The 16,962-nt window shown below is 63.0% G+C and carries 16 protein-coding genes; 6 read left to right on the top strand and 10 right to left on the bottom strand.

Annotated elements, in window-relative coordinates:
- Positions 1-13 precede the first annotated feature (13 nt).
- The 4 genes from AC2T4A_RS11100 (at position 14) to AC2T4A_RS11085 (ending at position 2,747) form a co-directional block, all read left to right on the top strand.
- Positions 14-376, top strand: a complete 363-nt coding sequence (locus AC2T4A_RS11100) for a four helix bundle protein (RefSeq protein ID WP_301593395.1) — start codon at positions 14-16, stop codon at positions 374-376.
- 322 nt (positions 377-698) lie between these two features.
- Complete coding sequence (locus tag AC2T4A_RS11095; protein WP_486743302.1) at positions 699-1,769, top strand: RNA-directed DNA polymerase; 1,071 nt, start codon at positions 699-701, stop codon at positions 1,767-1,769.
- A complete protein-coding gene (locus tag AC2T4A_RS11090) occupies positions 1,766-2,266 on the top strand; it encodes a hypothetical protein (protein WP_486743301.1) in 501 nt (166 codons plus the stop codon). The genes AC2T4A_RS11095 and AC2T4A_RS11090 overlap by 4 nt, the downstream gene beginning before the upstream one ends.
- A gap of 184 nt (positions 2,267-2,450) precedes the next feature.
- Entirely contained in the window at positions 2,451-2,747 is a 297-nt protein-coding gene (locus AC2T4A_RS11085) for a hypothetical protein (protein ID WP_301593392.1), read from the top strand.
- Here the strand turns inward: AC2T4A_RS11085 and AC2T4A_RS11080 are convergent.
- The 8 genes from AC2T4A_RS11080 to AC2T4A_RS11045 all read right to left on the bottom strand — a co-directional run bounded on the left by AC2T4A_RS11080 (position 2,744) and on the right by AC2T4A_RS11045 (position 12,266).
- The gene (locus tag AC2T4A_RS11080) at positions 2,744-3,700 is read right to left on the bottom strand and encodes a tyrosine-type recombinase/integrase (protein WP_486743300.1); all 957 of its coding nucleotides are present in this window, start codon (positions 3,698-3,700) and stop codon (positions 2,744-2,746) included. The two genes, AC2T4A_RS11085 and AC2T4A_RS11080, sit on opposite strands and share 4 nt — an antisense overlap.
- A 309-nt stretch (positions 3,701-4,009) precedes the next feature.
- The gene (locus AC2T4A_RS11075) at positions 4,010-4,510 is read right to left on the bottom strand and encodes a GspH/FimT family pseudopilin (RefSeq protein WP_486743299.1); all 501 of its coding nucleotides are present in this window, start codon (positions 4,508-4,510) and stop codon (positions 4,010-4,012) included.
- A gap of 12 nt (positions 4,511-4,522) precedes the next feature.
- The gene (locus tag AC2T4A_RS11070; RefSeq protein WP_486743298.1) at positions 4,523-7,576 is read right to left on the bottom strand and encodes a pilus assembly protein; all 3,054 of its coding nucleotides are present in this window, start codon (positions 7,574-7,576) and stop codon (positions 4,523-4,525) included.
- Positions 7,577-7,578: 2 nt separating this feature from the next.
- Positions 7,579-8,067, bottom strand: coding sequence for a hypothetical protein (locus tag AC2T4A_RS11065; RefSeq protein ID WP_416744557.1), 489 nt, complete (start codon positions 8,065-8,067; stop codon positions 7,579-7,581).
- Positions 8,064-9,194: a PilW family protein gene (locus tag AC2T4A_RS11060; protein ID WP_486743297.1), complete on the bottom strand. Its 1,131-nt coding sequence runs from the start codon at positions 9,192-9,194 to the stop codon at positions 8,064-8,066. The genes AC2T4A_RS11065 and AC2T4A_RS11060 overlap by 4 nt, the downstream gene beginning before the upstream one ends.
- On the bottom strand, positions 9,191-9,742 hold the full coding sequence (gene pilV / locus AC2T4A_RS11055; RefSeq protein ID WP_486743296.1) for a type IV pilus modification protein PilV: 552 nt from the start codon (positions 9,740-9,742) through the stop codon (positions 9,191-9,193). The genes AC2T4A_RS11060 and pilV overlap by 4 nt, the downstream gene beginning before the upstream one ends.
- Before the next feature lie 5 nt (positions 9,743-9,747).
- Entirely contained in the window at positions 9,748-10,137 is a 390-nt protein-coding gene (locus tag AC2T4A_RS11050; RefSeq protein WP_486743295.1) for a type IV pilin protein, read from the bottom strand.
- Between the two features lie 581 nt (positions 10,138-10,718).
- Positions 10,719-12,266, bottom strand: coding sequence for an EAL domain-containing protein (locus AC2T4A_RS11045; RefSeq protein WP_486743294.1), 1,548 nt, complete (start codon positions 12,264-12,266; stop codon positions 10,719-10,721).
- Between the two features lie 161 nt (positions 12,267-12,427).
- Between AC2T4A_RS11045 and AC2T4A_RS11040 the strand changes: the two genes are divergently transcribed.
- Positions 12,428-12,943: an RDD family protein gene (locus AC2T4A_RS11040; protein ID WP_486743293.1), complete on the top strand. Its 516-nt coding sequence runs from the start codon at positions 12,428-12,430 to the stop codon at positions 12,941-12,943.
- Between the two features lie 128 nt (positions 12,944-13,071).
- Here AC2T4A_RS11040 and lptG read toward each other — a convergent pair whose 3' ends face one another.
- Positions 13,072-14,139: an LPS export ABC transporter permease LptG gene (gene lptG, locus AC2T4A_RS11035; RefSeq protein ID WP_416744563.1), complete on the bottom strand. Its 1,068-nt coding sequence runs from the start codon at positions 14,137-14,139 to the stop codon at positions 13,072-13,074.
- Positions 14,132-15,256, bottom strand: a complete 1,125-nt coding sequence (gene lptF, locus AC2T4A_RS11030; RefSeq protein ID WP_416744564.1) for an LPS export ABC transporter permease LptF — start codon at positions 15,254-15,256, stop codon at positions 14,132-14,134. The genes lptG and lptF overlap by 8 nt, the downstream gene beginning before the upstream one ends.
- A 190-nt stretch (positions 15,257-15,446) precedes the next feature.
- On the opposite strand from lptF, the gene AC2T4A_RS11025 reads away from it, so the two are divergent.
- A complete protein-coding gene (locus tag AC2T4A_RS11025) occupies positions 15,447-16,937 on the top strand; it encodes a leucyl aminopeptidase (RefSeq protein WP_486743292.1) in 1,491 nt (496 codons plus the stop codon).
- The last annotated feature ends 25 nt before the right edge of the window (positions 16,938-16,962 follow it).

The following is a 16,962-nucleotide window of genomic DNA, read 5'->3' as shown; positions in this document are numbered from 1 at the left end:
CGAGTTTTCCAGCATGGCCATCGCCCAACACCTGCCGATCTACAAGCGCTCCGGAGAACTGGCGCGGCTTGTGGCCGACCTCTCCAAAGGATGGCGCCGCGACTTCAAGCGCACCCTTGGCGAGAAGGTGCTCAACGAGTGCATCGACGTGTCGATCCTGGTCTTCCGCGCCAACACGGCCGGCAGCCAGGAACGAGTCGCACACATCCAGCAGATCCTGGAGCGCATCCAGGTCGTCGAGCTGATGCTGCGCCTCTCGGTCGACCTTGGGCTACTCAGTAGCGCCCAACACGGCCGGGCCATTCAGATCACCGACGACATAGGCCGGCAGGCCACTGGGTGGAAACGAAATGCCGCCGCATCGCCAGCCGTATGAGCGCCACGGCCCTCATACCAGCGCGATTTTGATTCTGGTCGTGCCGCTGGCTCACAAGGCCACCGTCATGCGCATCAGGGGAACCGCCGGGCATCGTCCCGGCAGGCCCCGCGCAGTCTCGCCGCTGATCGGCCTTAGCCTTCGGCAGCGCGACGTAGATAGCACGACCTGGCGCAGAACGGCCCGAACAACGCGTGGATCCAGAACTTCGACGATGGCAACCAGAACAACGACGACAAGGACAACGCCCGGCCCGCTTTCGCCGTCCGCAGCATCGAACGGCAACACAAGCGGCCATGCTGGTTTTTCTATCGAGGCACTCATGCAGGCCTATTACGACTGCCGGCGCAGCAAGCGCAACAGCCAGTCAGCCCTTGCATTCGAGTTCAACCTGGAGCGCAACATCATGCAACTCCTCAACGAACTGAACACCGGCGTCTACCAACCAGGCGCCTCCATCTGCTTCGTGGTGACGCACCCGAAACACCGCGAGGTGTGGGCCGCTGACTTCCGCGACCGGATCGTCCACCATCTTCTGTACAACCACATCGGCCCGCGCATCGAGCGCTCGTTCATTTCCGATAGCTGCGCCTGCATCAAGGGCCGCGGCACCCTCTACGGCGCCCAGCGTCTGGAGAAGAAGGTGCGCAGCATCACCCGCAATTGGCAACGCCGCGCCTACTACCTGAAGTGCGACCTGGCCAATTTCTTCGTCAGCCTCGACAAGCGGGTGCTGGAGCAGCAGCTGACCGCGCACATCCCCGAGCCAGCTTGGCGGGCACTTGCCCTGCAGATCCTCTGGCACGACCCGCGCACCAACTACGAAACCCGCAGCCCCACCCGCCTGCTGAACCGGGTTCCACAGCACAAGCGGCTCACCGCGCAGCCGGCGCACCTGGGTCTGCCCATCGGAAACCTTTCGTCGCAGTTCTTCGCCAACGTGCACCTCGACGCGCTGGACCAGTTCGTGAAGCACCAGTTACGCGTTAAGCATTACATCCGTTACGTCGACGACTTCGTGCTGCTGGCCGAGTCGCCCCAACAGCTGAATACCTGGCACGACCGGATCGAGGCCTTCCTGGCCGACAAGCTGCATGCCCGGCTCAACCCGTCGAAGACCGTGCTCCAGACCATCGCCCGCGGGATCGATTTCGTGGGCCAAGTGATACTTCCGCACCGGCGTGTCACCCGGCCGCGCACGGTAGAAGTCGCCCTGCGCCAGGTCAGCACCGTGCCGGCAGAACAGCTGCGCGAGACGGCCAACAGCTACTTCGGCCTCCTTGGCCAGGCCAGCCACAGCCATAACTCCCGCCGCAAGCTGGCCAGGGTCGTACAGAAGCGCGGGCGAGCTGTCTCCGCCAACCTGCGCAAGACCTTCAAGGGGGCAACATGACTCCAGCCAAACAACAGCAGCTTCTGCAGGGCACCTCAGCGGTGGCGCGCAAAGTCTTCGAGGTCGTGCCCATCCAGGATGACTGGGAGCCGATCCAGATACTTACCCAGCTTCGCGCTCAGACACGCAGCACCATCGACATGCACGTGCTCCGCGGCTGTCTGAAGGCGCTGAAAGAGGCAGGCTTGGTCAAGGAGACCAATCCCGGGCAGTTTCGTCGCGTCGATACCCGCCAGCCGCAATCCGCACTCCAGGAGAAAACAATGGCACCGACCAGCACTCAAGCCACCGCGCCTACCGTCGGCGACTCCATCGAAATGTTCGGTGAACTGGCCGGCGAGCTCGCGGAACTGGCTGACCAGTTCGCGGTGCAGATGAAAAACCTGGCACGCCGTCTCGAGGATGCAGCACTGGCAGCCGAGCAAAGCCGGGAGCGCCTGGCCGGCGATCTGGAAGCCGTCCGCAAGTTCAAGGCGGCACTGGCCGCCCTGCCGTAACGAATTACCGAGATGTGCAGGAGAGACGAGCATCAGTGGGTATTCACTAGCCCGATGCACATCCTCTGCACAGCCTGCGGAGCAATAGGGCAACGCTGGCCAACCAGCCAGGAACGAGCAGAACACAAGACGAAGCGCTGGCACTACCTGGGCCGGCGCTATGCGAAGAGATGAGGAACAGGGGATGATCGAGGAAAAACAGCAGGACCAAGACCTGGCCAAGGCAATCGTTGACCTGGTGGCGTACTTGAGCGGGCCGAAAATTGCACCCGAGGATGAGCTGTGGACCAGCAAGGAGATTGGCGAATACCTAAAGCTGTCGCCGATTACGGTGGAGCAGCGGGTCGCAACACGGCCTGACTTCCCGGAACCGCTTCAGCCCTGCGGCACCGTCAAGGCGATGAAACGCTGGTTCGCGGTAGACGTAAAGAAGTGGGCGCGGCAGAACAGCAGCAAGCTGCCGAAAGGCCGCCGGAGTTAATCCAGGCGGCTAGCCACTTCGGTGGCTGTTGCGTTGTAGTAGATCATCAGCGAGCGCGGATCACGATGCCCGGTCATCCGCGCCAGATCCAGCACATCAAGCTTACGGGCAAGCCTGGTTGTTGCCTCATGACGGGTGTCATGGAACGTCAGGCCCTCAATCTTCACTCGATCACGGACACGCCGGAACATGACATCCGCCGACTTGGATGAAAGAGTGAACAGCTCCTGGCGATCGCCAGCGGCATCGACCATCACTTTCAGCAGATCAACGGCCCGCGAACTCAGCGGAACCTTGCGGGCGTCGCCATTCTTGGTATGGATCAGCTCCACATATCGGCCCCGCAAGTTTACCCGGCCGCTGGACAGGCCGAGAATCTCGCCTTGCCGCATGGCGGTCTCCAGTGCGATCAGGAACGCATAGGCCAGTTCCTGCAGCTTGCTGCCTGGAGCTTCACCCTCTGCATACCCAAGACCGTCGAGGATTTTCTTTTCCTCAGCAGCAGAAATTCGCCTGTCCCTGGGCGGTCGGTTCTTCGGCCGCTTCACCTCGCGCACGGGGTTTGACTTGATCCACCGCCATTCTCGCCGCGCCTGCTCGAAAACGCTGGACAGCAGCGTCATCTCGCGCCGAACAGTTGAGGTGGCCACCGACTTCAGCCGCATATCGCGCCAGGCCGCGACCTGCTCGGCACCAACATCCACCATGCGCTCACCAACGAACTCCAGTTCATTGATCAGCTTGTCCAGTCGGATCTCCTCCCAGCGCTGACCAACCTTGCTGGGTGATACCTCGAGCTTGTATTTCTCCAGCGCCTCCTTCAGAGTCGAGTTCGATGCCCCTTTGGGGCTCCCCACTCCTGCCAGAATCTCAGCCTCTCGCTGAGTAGCCCAGGCAACCGCCTCGGCCTTCGTGGAGAAGGTGCCAGAGTCCCGCACTCCCTTCTTGGCCACCTCGACACGCCACCCGCCGCTCCGCTTCCTATACGTTGCCACCGCTCACCCGCCTTGGCGTAAATTTGGCGTAAACGGTAGCACGAAATTACGCCAAGACGCTGGAAGGCTATGCGGGATGAAATAGCCAAAGCCAGCAATGGCGCGGCCTTGATGACAATTTATAGAAGCCTATGATCCTTTCAGGATGCCTTGAGAGTCCCTCCCGGGGCACCACCACATGGTTTCGGCAGTTCCGCTGAACTGTCGAAACCCACAAAAAAGCCGGCCTTCTGGCCGGTTTTTTGTTGCCTGCGATTTTTGATCGCCTCAGGAACAGGTCCCGGTCGTGGTCTTGCTGACGTAGGCGCGTCCGGTGGCACTGACGCTCACCACCCGCTCCTGCGCCCCGGCGCTGGGAGCGGAGCGGCAGACGGTGATGCTCGCCTGGGTATTGCCCACGCCGGTCGGCTGGAAGTCGACCTTGGCGACGTTGGAAGTGACCTTGAACCCCGTCGGGGCCGCGGCGTGCTTCTGGATCACCGTCGAGCCGGAAATGACGATCCAGCCCTGCTCCCACCCGCCCGAGCCGCAACTGGTGCCGTTGCTCGACACGCATAGGCTGGTCACCGCATTGCGCTTGATCGCCTCGCTGCGCCCCATCGCCACGCCGGCCACAAGATCGTTGGCGCTGGATTTGAGCTTGCTGGCCAGCGTCGCGTCACTCATCGAAGGTACGGCGATACCGATCAGGATTGCCAGCACCGCCAGGCTGACCATCAGTTCAAGCAGGGTAAAACCGCTGTCCACATGCCGGGAAACTGCTTTCATGATGCCGCCCTCCTATCGCTCGATATCCCAGAACACCCAGGACTTCGGCCGGGTTCCGGACGTCGGCGGCACCGCTTCACAGCCCTGCAGCGAGGAGTCGGTGGCACACGTACCACCGCCGATGATGAAGGGCTTCTGCGTGCCGTCATCGAGCACCACGACACCGGCCACCGGCGAGGGCGGCAAGCCGCCGCCGGCAATCACCTGGAAGCGATCGCCGGTTGCCGAGGCGTTCAGGTAGTTGATGTTGTAATTGCGCGCAGTGCCGAGGCCGACGCAACTGGTCGTGGTCGCGACCTGCGGGGTGTGGGTACTGAAGATGATGGTATCGAACAGCAGCAACGCCGAAGTCACCACCTGTTCGGTCGATGCCAGGCCCAGGTACCAGCCCTTCGGGTGCGCAGCGAGGTCTGCGTCGCTGGGGTTGGCGGTGCTGGTGATGGCCAGCAGCGACGCATTGCAGATCACATTGGCGCCGCAGGTGGCGTTCTCGGACGTCAGCCAGGTCGACTCGGTGGGGTTGTCGCGCAGGGTGTAGAAGCGGTTCGCCACGCTGGCGGCCGAGGTGTAGCTGAGCAGCGGCTTCTCGCGGTCGCCGGAGCCGAGCAGGATGACGTACTGCCCATTGCTGACGGCGACCTCAGGGCCATAGAGGAACTTGCGGTTTGCCGTGCAGCTGGAAGCGGAATTGCAACCCAGCGCGGCAATCTTGGTGATGGTCCAGTTCGCCGGCGCGGTCGTTCCGATGGGCGAAACGGCGTCCACCCCGGAAATCCGGTAGACGTTGCCGCCCAGGTCGGCAGCATAGCCGTAGACCGCCAGGCCGCTGCTGTTGGTCACCATGGTTACGTCACCGACGACACCACGATCAGTCGTGAAGGTCTTCAGCGCAGCCCCGGTGTCGGCATCGATCATGTAGATCCGGTTGCCCTTGGAGGACGAGGTGCAGGTGTTCGGGTCGCCGTCCTCACAGGCGTCATAGCCACCGCCCATCGCCAGGATGGTCGAGACACCGCTGCCGTAGCCGGCTGCCGTGAAGGTGGTCGGTGTGGCCCAGGTCTGCCCGATGCCGCTGTAGTCGGTGGAGCAGCCGGTATCGTTGGTCAGGTTCGGGCAGCCTATCTTCCATTTCAGGCTGGGGCTGGCCAGCGTGCTGACATCGAAGGCATACAGCGCCCGACCACCACGGCGCATGGCCGCGTAGATCCAGGTGCTGGTGCCCTGCCGGACCGTGGTCACCGAGCCATCCATGCCGTAGGCCTTGGGCAGCGGTGTCGGCGACCCGGTCGTGTGACCGGGGAAGGCGATGGTGACGGTGTTGTCACGCAGCCGCTTGATGTTGGGGTAGAACTCCGGCGGCATGAACGACCAGATTTCGCTACCGGCCGGCACCGACCCGATGGCGGCGGTACGGTTGCCGTTGACTGCCCGCAGCAGGCCATCGTTGCCGCCGTAGTAGACCACCACCTGTGGCGAAGCCGCCGTCCCGTAATTGACCGCCGCCGGACGCGAATGCACCACGTCGCCATGCACCGACGAGCGTACTTCGGTCAGGTTGGCGTTGGTGTTCTCGTCCTGGCTGTCATCGCCCCGCGCCCAGTTGATCAGGGTGTCGCGTTCAGTGGTGTTCGCCGTGCCCAGCAGCCCGATGGCGGTACCGTTGGCGGTGTTGAAGTTGGTCAGGGTGGTGCAGGCGCTGGCGGCGCAGGTTTTCACCGTCCGCGTGCCGCCTTGGCGCAGGCGATAGGCCTGGGCGCCCTTCTCGACGATGTTGCCATCCGGATAGTTGGAAGCGTCGGCCCCGGTGACTGTGAGGCAGCCGCCCTGCGGCTTGAACGCCCAGTAGTTGTCGGTGGTGCTGGGCGTCCAGAAGCTGCGCGCGCATTCGGTGATGAATCCGGTACTGCTGTTGATGGCGCTTCTGTCGTCGGCATCCACTGTTTTCAGCGCGCCGCCGACCATGCCCAGCTTGTACTGCTTGAGGTTGCCGGGCCAGCGCGGGAAGGAATCGGTGTCAGGCCGGAACATGCCGACGAACACCTGGTTCAGGTAAGTGCTCTGGGTATTGACGCTGACCGGCAGCGTCACCGAGGCGAACACGCTGTTGGTGGCCTGGATCTCGGAGAAGATCGCGTTCAGCGCGTCAGCGATCTGAGTGCCGCTGGAAGTCACGTCGAAGTACTTGCCGCTACTGACGTTGGCCATGCTCTTGAGCAGCGCGGTCCAGCCAGGCCCCTGCCCTTGGGTATCCTTGTTGATGTCTACGGTGTAGGTGGTAATGGCGAGACTGCTCTTCTTCATGAAGCGCGCCCACTCGTCGGCCACGTTGTCCTGGGAGCCGCTGGGGGAAATCGGAATCGCGGTGGCATTGCCGCCGGCCGCGGTCAGTGCATCCGTTGCCTGCTTGATATCGTTGGTGTTGTCCTGCGCCGCACCGTTACTGATGTAGATGATGAAATTCTTCGCGCAGCCGGCGACGATGGGGCTGACGTAGGGTGAGCCATCCTTCGATGGCAAAGCGTTGCCAGCCAGGGCGTAGATGGCCTTGGAGGACGCGGTGCCCGAGACGTTGCCGACGTAGTCGGTCTTCACCTTCTTGTTGCCCGAATTGGGCGCGCTGGCCGAGTAATAGAGCCAGGCCTCCTCCATCGCCTTGCTGATCTTGCCCCCGTTGGACTTGTCCCCCCCAACGTCCAGGCTGTTTACCAGAGCCTGGTACTTGGGCTTGTTCGCCGTATCGAACAAGCGGATGGCAGCCCGCACATAGGCGCCGTCATCGCCCTTGTCGCCACCACCTGTCTCGGTGAACATCATCAGGCCGACACGAAACTTGTTCGCGGTCAGGCCGTTGATCACCGATACCAGCGCCGCCTTTTCATTATCGAATGGCGTGTTCCAGTTGGCGGTGTTGTCGAGAATGATCAACACGTTCGGCGCATCCGTCGAATTGGGCGGCGTACCGACAAACAGGTCGATATCCTCCGCCCAGGCCGCCACCGAGGTGAAGCACAGTACACAACAGGCGAGCGCGCGCCGGAAGATCATGAGACTGCCCTGAGTTTTCATCTTCATGCTCCACACACGGTCTGCTTCTGCGTATCGGTGAGCTGCACGCGCACGCCCGAGCGAACCTTCACCGCCGTCCCGGTCACGGCATCGGTCACGGTCGCGTTCAATTCCCAGACGGTGTTCCAGTCCTGGCTGCACATGCTCTGGGTCTGCTTGCCGCAGAGCGAAGACCCGGCTCCCTGTTTCGCGCTCAGGCAGATCGGGGTTGCCATCGACACCTGGTAGTCGGTGGTGCCGTCATTGTTGATGTCGACGTTGAGCTGTTCCGCCGTCGGTGCAGAGGTAAAGGCTGACCCCAGCACCCGCTCGATGCCGATGTTGGCGGAGGCGATCGCCTCGTTGCGGAACTGCATGTTGCCCACGGCCTTGAGATTGGTGCCGCTGAGGGTGTAGGAACTGCCCACCATCAGCATCAGCATCAGCAACATCACCAAGGTGACCACCAGGGTCGCGCCCTGCTGGCTTCTCATACTGCGGTGCGTCTTCATGGCGTCTGCCTCCGCCGGGATACGTTCACCAGCGTGGCGCTGGAAGTGAACAGGTGCCGTTTGTAGCCATCGGTGTAGGGGCCGAGGGTGGTCGAGCCGAGGGCATAGGTCTTGTCGGAGCTGTAGCCTGGTGTCGGGGAGCGGGTGCGCGCGACGACGTAGAGACGCGCCTCGACGACATTGACCAGTTGATCTGCGGTGCAGGAAGCCGAACCGCAGTGAATGAAGCTGCCGTCTGGGGAACCGTCCCCCCGATTGGTGGGCGAGGTCTTGGTACTGCTGTCAGCCCAGGACACGCCCTGGGCGTAGTTCACCGCTGCGCCGGAGTCACTGACGTTGTCGAGTCCCAGCTCGACCCGGAAGGACTCGATGCCCTCGATCAGCGGCACGGCCGCCTGCAGGCCATTAGTCGGCGTGGCCCCCCCGGAGGTATCGAACTGCGCGCGCATCAGGGTGGGAATGCCATCCCCGGCCGTCACGGCATAGGTGCGCACGTAATAGACGTTGGTGATGAACTTGCGGCGCTCGCCCAGGGTCGTGCAGTCGCGCTTGCGCAGGGTAAAACCGGTGGTCGCGAGCACAAACGGATTGGGGGTCGTAGGGCCGGCATCGGTGTCGCAGAAGGAGGCCTGGAAATACACCTTGCCGGCCGTCAGTGCCTCGCAGTTGCCAACGCCGGGCACGCAGTTCTCCGCATGGCGAATCACCACCACGTCGGAGTTCGCCGCCAGGTCAGAGATGATTCCCGAACAGCCGCTGGGCACCGCCGAGTAGGTCTGTACCACGATACCGACGGCATTGACCTTGTCGGCAGCGGTCCAGGTGGAGAAGTCCGAGCACACTGGCGCCAGGGCCGTCGGCACGTCGCCGGGAATACCGGTCACCGTCAGGTCATCGAACTGGGGAATGTATCCGTTCCAGAAGCCGGCATGGGCGAAGTCTTCCTGCATCAGCCCCACCGCGAACCGACCGTTTTCGATCAGGGCGTTGGTCTTGGCCATGTCGTCGTTGGTACGACTCAGGTTCAGGTAGAGCGACAGGACTCCCGCCATGATGATCAAGCCGATGGTCACGGCAACCATCAGCTCCACCAGCGTGAATCCGCGCTGCGCAGTAGCGCGGCTCATAGGGTGGCCACCCGCACGACGGTGGTCACCACGCGCCGGCACAGATCGTTGCTGCAACCGGAGCTGCCGTCATAGCTGCCCGTACCGCACGCCACGCTCGAGGGCGGCGCCGAAATGGGGCTCATTCCCTGCCAGGCAACCGTGATCATGTACTGATTGCTACCCAGCGACTGGATGCAGCCGCGCCCGCCCAGCATGGCGCCGGCCTTGACGTTGCCGCCACCGACCTCCGCTGCACCCTGCAGGCTGTTGCACCAGTCGGCGATATCCGCCTGCTGACGGGTGCCGGTAGTGGTCGAACAGGTCATGCCGGAGCCGACCGGCGAAGAGGCGCCAGTGACGTAGCTGGACGCATTGTTGGAATTGGCCGCCATCCGACTGGAAATGTCATTGAGCAACAGCAGCGCCTGCGCGCGCTGGTAGGACTCCATGTCCGACAACTGCATGCGCATCTGCAGCTTGGCCAGGCCAAGCAAGCCAAGGGAAATGATCAGGATGCTGATCAGCAGCTCGATCAAGGTCACACCGTTCTGGCGGGAGGTCATCATGACGATCACCACTTGGCGGACGGCGTCCTGGTGCCGTCGCTGCTGAGGGTCAGGTTGCCGTCGCTGGCCTGCGCGCCACTGGGGGTGAAGGTGATCGTGAAGGTGGGCGGAGTGCCGCTGCCCACGGTGATGTCGTAACCGTAGTTGGCGGACACCTCGCTGGGCAGCACGTAGCCGCCACCTTCCAGTGCGGATTTGCTGGCATAGGCGCGATTGGCCAACAGGAACTGCTGCTGGCGATTGGCGATATCCATCATCTGTGCCTGGGCCGCGGATCGCTTGCCCCGGATGACGTACTGCTGATAGCTGGGATAAGCAATTGCGGCCAGGATCGCCACTATCGCCGCCACCACCATCAACTCGATCAGGGTAAAACCACGGGAACTAACAGACATTATCAAGACTCTCTTTTCGGGTCCTTTTCAAAGACTCTATTAGTTAAATGGCGAATCGCCACCCCGCCGACGCGGTAATTCAATACCAGTCGTCGCAGACACGACGCTATATATACAAATAGCTAGCGAAAAAGTTGAACGAATCTTTAGCGCCAAAAAGCCAACACCCCAACAACCACGCGCATTAGAGCCAAACACAGCCTCAACGACAAGTGCCGAAAACCGTCCAGACAGGAATTAGAAAAGGAGCGCTCAAAGTATTCCCAGGCAAACTTCAAGAACAACAGTACCAATCATTAAATTCACATAAAAAAAGTGTGAAGAAAAAGTAAAAACCGCTACCTATATCGCTTTTAAAATTAACAACAAAGCCTGCTGATAACTTATTCAAAGAAGCAGCCATCCAACAACAGACGAGAAATTATTACATCTTCAGCCTATATTTATCCGGCTATTCATAAGCAAACTACCGAGTCAATTATTCTCGCGATGGCAATAGCCAGCGCCCCCGCTGCTCCTCAGGGTGAGGAAAATCCGCTCAAGCTCAATCGGCCAGCAGGGTGAAGGGGCAGCAAGTGACCTCAGCTCGTTCCTTGTCGCTCCTGCAGCGCCTGGACGAACGCCGCCAATGGCATTGGCCGGTCGAACAGATACCCCTGGAGCACCTCAACGCCGCGCAGGGCGAGATAGGCCCGCTGCTCCTCGGTTTCCACGCCCTCGGCGATGATCATCAGGTCGAGCTTGCCGCAGAGTTCGACGATGCTGTCGAGGACGTGCGAGGACAGCGCATCCACGCCGATCATCGCCACGAAGCTCTTGTCGATCTTCAGCGCATCCACCTTGAAGCGATGCAGGTAGGCCAGGCTCGAGTTGCCGGTGCCGAAGTCGTCGATGGCCAGCTTGACGCCCAGCCCATGGAGGTTGTCGAAAAGCTCGTCAGTCACTTCGCTGGACACGATCAGCTCACGCTCGGTCAGCTCCAGGGTGAGCTCGGGGCGATGGGGCAGGAAACGCGCCTGGAAGTCCCGGCAATCGTCGGACAGCCCCGACTCGGTGCAGTGCCGAGCGCTGATGTTGAAGCCCAGGTGGAAGCCCTGACCCAGCAGTTGCCCGTGCGGCGCCAGCCCATCTGCAACCTGGTGCATCAGTTCACGGGTCATCGCCACGATCAGCCCTGACCGCTCCGCCATGGGAATGAACAGATCAGGGCCGACCATGCCCTCGCGCGGGTGAATCCAGCGCATCAGCACTTCCGCGCCCACCCAGCGCCCATCCCGGGCATCCACCAGCGGTTGCAGGTAGGGCACGAATTCGCCAGCCAGCAGGGCCCTCTCCAGCTCCAGGCTCGGCGTGGCCGAACGCCCCCAGAGCCAGAAACAGACGAATCCGGAAATCCCGCCCAACATGAACATCAGTGTCACCAGGGGCAGCGAATCCTCGCGGATGTGCTGCCACTGCGCGCCGGCAGGGAAGCCACCGATCACCGAGTAGGGAAATCGCTCCGAGTGCTGGACGACCTGCCCCAGCGGCAGGGGGTTGGGCGAGCCGTCGCGAACGATGCCCGCCTCGTCCATCCATTGCCTGCCGACGTGCAGTTGCAGGTCGCTGCGCTGGTCGACCAGTTGCAGTGTATTGCTCAGGTAACGCCCGTCCACGGTCGCCAGGGCCGCATGAGGCCCTTCCGCGCGGCGCAGGATCAGCAGGGCGTAGTGCGGCGTCACCCGGTTGCCGGCCATCATGCGCAGGGTGCCGTCCACATAAAGAGTAGGATCGATGCGTTCGTCGAACTCACCGAAGAGCGAGGTGCAATAGATGTCGTCGTCGCGGGTCAGGTTGAGCGAACGGACGAATGGCACGACAGCGACCTGCTCCCTGAGCACCTGGGTGGCATCGTCGCAAGCCTCATCGTCATGCAGCAACGCTACCCGCGCCGCCGCCGTGGCATTGCTGAGCATCACGTCGAACAGGCGCACCGCCTCGTTCGAGGCGGTGCGAGCCTCGCTAGACAGGGCACGCAAGGTCTGCCAGTAGATGATCACGCTGCCCAGCAACAGCGGCAGCAGCGCCATGGAAAGGGAAAAGACCAGACGGGGCAAGAGCCTGCGCCGGGTGTAGGTGCGTAGCGGCATCCTTGTTCCTTGCTTGACGGCGCCGCGACCTGCGACGCATTGCCACTCCCCCGTGGGCAGCGGCGTGGTTTGAGCTTAGAACAGCCTCCGCCGTCGGGCGCTGCGCGGCGGAATCCGTATAATCCCGGCCCCATCCACCCTGATCGCCACAGAAGACGCTCATGCCCAAGCCGCAGCAGCTCCAGCCCGTGGGAAACTTCCCGCCCGCCACGCTCCTCCGTCGCCTTGCCGCGATGTTCTACGACTTCCTGCTCTGCGTGGCCCTGCTGATGGTCGTGACACTGATCTACCAGCAAGGCTTCCTGCGCCTGATCTATGGAAGCGAGAAGCTCCGGATGCTGGCCGACCAGGGCGCGCTGACCGGCGACCCGCTGCTCTCCAGCGTGCTGTTCATCAGCGTGTTCGCCTTCTTCGCGAAGTTCTGGACCCACAGCGGCCAGACCCTGGGCATGCAGGTCTGGGGCGTGCGCGTACAGAACGCCGACGGCACGCGCATCAGCCTGATGCAGGCGCTGCTGCGCTTCGTCATCGCCATCGGTTCGTGGGCCTGCGCCGGCCTCGGCTTCCTCTGGATGCTCTGGGACAAGGACAAGCGCACCTGGCAGGACCGCTACTCGGAAAGCGTGGTGATCCAGATTCCCAAGGCTGTGCGCAAGGCCACACAGGGCCGGGGCTGATCCTCGGGGGCACAAAAAAGCCGGCGATTGCCGGCTTTTTGCTTTTGCTCTCTGTAGGAGCGAGCTTGCTCGCGATACATCCCCACTCGGTGGCGAGAGGTTCGCGAGCAAGCTCGCTCCTACAGGGCTTATCCGGCTCGCTTCAACAACAGGGTGCCGAGGAAGGCACAGATCGCCGCCGGCACCAGCACCGCCAGCAGCGGCGGGAAGTTGAACACCTGGCTGGACGGGCCGAGCAGGTCCTGGGCGATGCGGAAGGTGAAGCCCACGAGCACGCCGGTGAACACGCGCTGACCGAGAGTCACGCTGCGCAGCGGGCCGAAAATGAACGAGATCGCCATCAGCACCAGGGCGGCCGTTACCAGCGGTTGCAGGATCTTGGTCCAGAACGCCAGCCAGTAGCGGTTCGAGCTCAGGCCCTGGTCCTGCAGGTAATGGATGTAGCCCCACAGGCCGGTGATCGACAGCGCTTCGGGCTCCATCACCACGGTGTTGAGCAACTGCGGGCTGAGCTGGATGTTCCAGGTCTCGCTCGCCGCGCTCACCACTTCACTGCGTTTTTCCGCGGCGTGCAGCACGCTGGTGGTCACGTCCTGCAGTTGCCACTGGTTGTTCTCGAACACGGCCTGGCGGGCGAAGCTCGCGGACTGCAGGCGGCGGTTGTCGTCGAAGTTGTAGCGGGTCACACCCAGCAGCACACCGTCCGGGCGCACCACGTTGATGTGGATGAACTCGTGGCCCTGGCGGTGCCACAGTCCCGACTTGGAGCTTTGCGAGCCGTTGCCGCTCTGGGCCAGGGCGCGGCCGCTCTGGGCGGCGGTTTCGGTGTAGGGAATCACGTACTCGCCGATCAGGATGCCGGCAAACATCAGCACCAGCATCGGCTTCATCACCGCCCAGACGATGCGCTGCAGCGATACACCGGCGGCGCGCATGATGGTCAGCTCGCTGTTGCTGGCCAGGGTACCCAGGCCCACCAGGCAGCCGATCAGCGCGGCCATCGGCAGCATGTCGTAGGCGCGGCTGGGCGCGGTCAGCAGGACGAACTTGAGCGCCTCGCCGAGGGTGTAGGTGTCGCTGATCTGCCCCAACTGGTCGACGAAGGCGAACAGCTCGGCCAGCCCGAGGATCACCCCGAGCACCGCGAGAATGGAAACGAAGACGGTCGTGCCGATGTAACGATCCAGCTTACGCATGCTTCAGCTCCCCGCCCGACTTCGCTCGCTTGGCGGCCAGCTTCAGACGCAGCGGCTCCCAGTACAGCAACAACAGGCCAATGGCCAGGAATATCCCGTGGATCCACCACAGGCCGAGAGCCATGGGGATCTTGCCCTTGTCGAGCATGCCGCGCCCGGCGATCAGCAGGGCCAGGTAGGCCATGTACAGCAGCACCGCCGGCAGCAGCTTGAGGAAGCGGCCCTGACGCGGGTTGACACGCGACAGCGGCACCGCCAGCACAGTCACCACGAACACCAACAGCGGGATGGACAGGCGCCACTGCAGCTCGGACTGCATGCGCGGGTCATCGCTGCCCAGCAGTTCGGAGGTGGGGATGGCGTCGCGGTCGTCGATCTCGCTGCTCACTTCCGGCTTGGGCAGAAGCGCGGCGTAGGTGTCGTACTTGATCTCGCGGTAATCGGCCTGGCCAGGCGTACCGTCGTAGCGGTAGCCATCCTTGAGGATCAGGTAGCGACTGCCGTCCGCGTGGATTTCCTGCACGCCGGTGGTGCCGACCAGTACCGAAGTGCCGCCGTCCTTGCCGTTGCGCGGGCGGTTCTTGTCGGAGATGAACACCCCGCCCAGCTCCGTCCGTTCGTTGGCCAGGGTTTCGGTATAGGTCACCCGCGTGCCGTCGCGCATCGACTGGAAGCGCCCCGGCGCCAAGGTGTCGAACTCGGTCATCGCGTCCTGCTTGTTCAGCAGCAGCTGCATCTGGGTGATGCCCTGGGGCGCCAGCCACAGGCTCAGCCACGCCACCAGCAGGGCGATGAACAGCGCCGGCGCCAAGGTGATGGCCAGCAGGCGCTGCTGGCTCATGCCGGTGGCGGTGAGCACGGTCATCTCGCTGTCCAGGTACAGGCGGCCATAGGCCAGCAGGATGCCGAGGAACAGCCCCAGCGGCAGGATCAGCTGCAGGAAGCCCGGCAGGCGCACGCCCATGATCATGAACAGCGAACCCGGATCGAGCAGGCCTTGGGCCGCCTGCGCCAGGTACTTGATGAAACGGCCGCTCATGATGATGACCAGCAGCACGGCGCTGACCGCGCTCATGGTGATCAACACTTCACGGGACAGGTAACGGAAGACAATCAAACCGGACACTCCAGGGTTGTCACGCTCAGGCGGCTACGCTCAAACTAGCCGCCGTGAAGCATTGCCGGGTGCGCGCGGACGCGACCCAGCGCAAATAGCCGGCATTATCCTGCGATTCGCCAGGCCTGTCACTGCGCAGTCCATCTTCATTCGCAGACCATTCTGCTCTTTGTCCCGGGGACACTCAGCCATGGAATTCCTTGTAAAAAGCGTACGTCCGGAAACTCTCAAGACCGCCACCCTGGTCATCGCCGTGGGCGAAGGCCGCAAGCTTGGCGCCACCGCCAAGGCCGTCGACGAAGCCACCGGCGGAGCCATCGCCAACCTGCTCAAGCGTGGCGATCTGGCAGGCAAGGTGGGCCAGACTCTACTACTGCAGGATTTACCCAACCTTAAGGCCGAGCGCGTCCTGCTGGTCGGCGCCGGCAAAGAGCGCGAACTCTCCGACCGCGCCTACCGCAAACTGGTTTCCGCCGTCCTCGGCAACCTGAAGAACCTGGGCGGCGGCGACGCCGTCCTGGCCCTGGGCGACCTGGCCGTGAAAGGCCGTAATGCCCATGGCAAGGCCCGCCTGCAGGTGGAAACCCTGGCCGACGGCACCTACGTCTTCGACCGATTCAAGAGCCAGAAGGCCGAAGCGCCGAAGCTGAAGAAAATCACCCTGCTCACCGACAAGGCCGATGCCGCCGCCGTCGAGCAGGGCGCCAAGGAAGCCCAGGCCATCGCCAACGGCATGGCCCTGACCCGCGACCTGGGCAATCTGCCGCCAAACCTCTGCCACCCGACCTTCCTCGGCGAGCAGGCCAAGGCGCTGGGCAAGGAATACAAGGGCCTGAAGGTCGAAGTGCTCGACGAGAAGAAACTGCGCGAACTGGGCATGGGCTCCTTCCTCGCTGTCGCCCAGGGCAGCGACCAGCCGCCACGCCTGATCGTGCTGCAATACAACGGCGCGAAGAAGAAGGACGAGGCCCCGCACGTCCTGGTCGGCAAGGGCATCACCTTCGACACCGGCGGCATCAGCCTCAAGCCAGGCCTGGGCATGGACGAGATGAAGTTCGACATGTGCGGCGCCGCCTCCGTGTTCGGCACCTTCCGCGCCGTGCTGGAGCTGCAACTGCCGATCAACCTGGTGGGTGTCATGGCCTGCGCCGAGAACATGCCCAGCGGCGGCGCCACCCGTCCGGGCGACATCGTCACCACCATGAGCGGCCAGACCGTCGAAATCCTCAACACCGACGCCGAAGGCCGCCTGGTGCTGTGCGACGCGCTGACCTATGTCGAGCGCTTCAAGCCGCAGTCCGTGGTGGACATTGCCACCCTCACCGGCGCCTGCATCGTCGCCCTGGGTTCCAACACCTCGGGCCTGATGGGCAACAACGACGCGCTGGTCAAGCAACTGCTCAAGGCCGGTGAAGTCGCCGACGACCGCGCCTGGCAACTGCCGCTGTTCGACGAGTACCAGGAGCAGCTGGACAGCCCGTTCGCCGACATCGCCAACATCGGCGGGCCGAAGGCCGGCACCATCACCGCCGGCTGCTTCCTGTCGCGCTTCGCCAAGAAGTTCCACTGGGCGCACCTGGACATCGCCGGCACCGCGTGGATCAGCGGCGGCAAGGACAAAGGCGCCACTGGCCGCCCGGTTCCGCTGCTGACCCAGTACCTGCTGGACCGCGCCAAGTAACGGAGTAGACAGAAATGTTTTTTGG

The organism is Pseudomonas sp. PVC-3-1 (assembly GCF_057444315.1).
The sequence above is the reverse complement of the archived record's forward strand: the minus strand, read 5'-3'. Positions and strand labels throughout refer to the sequence as shown.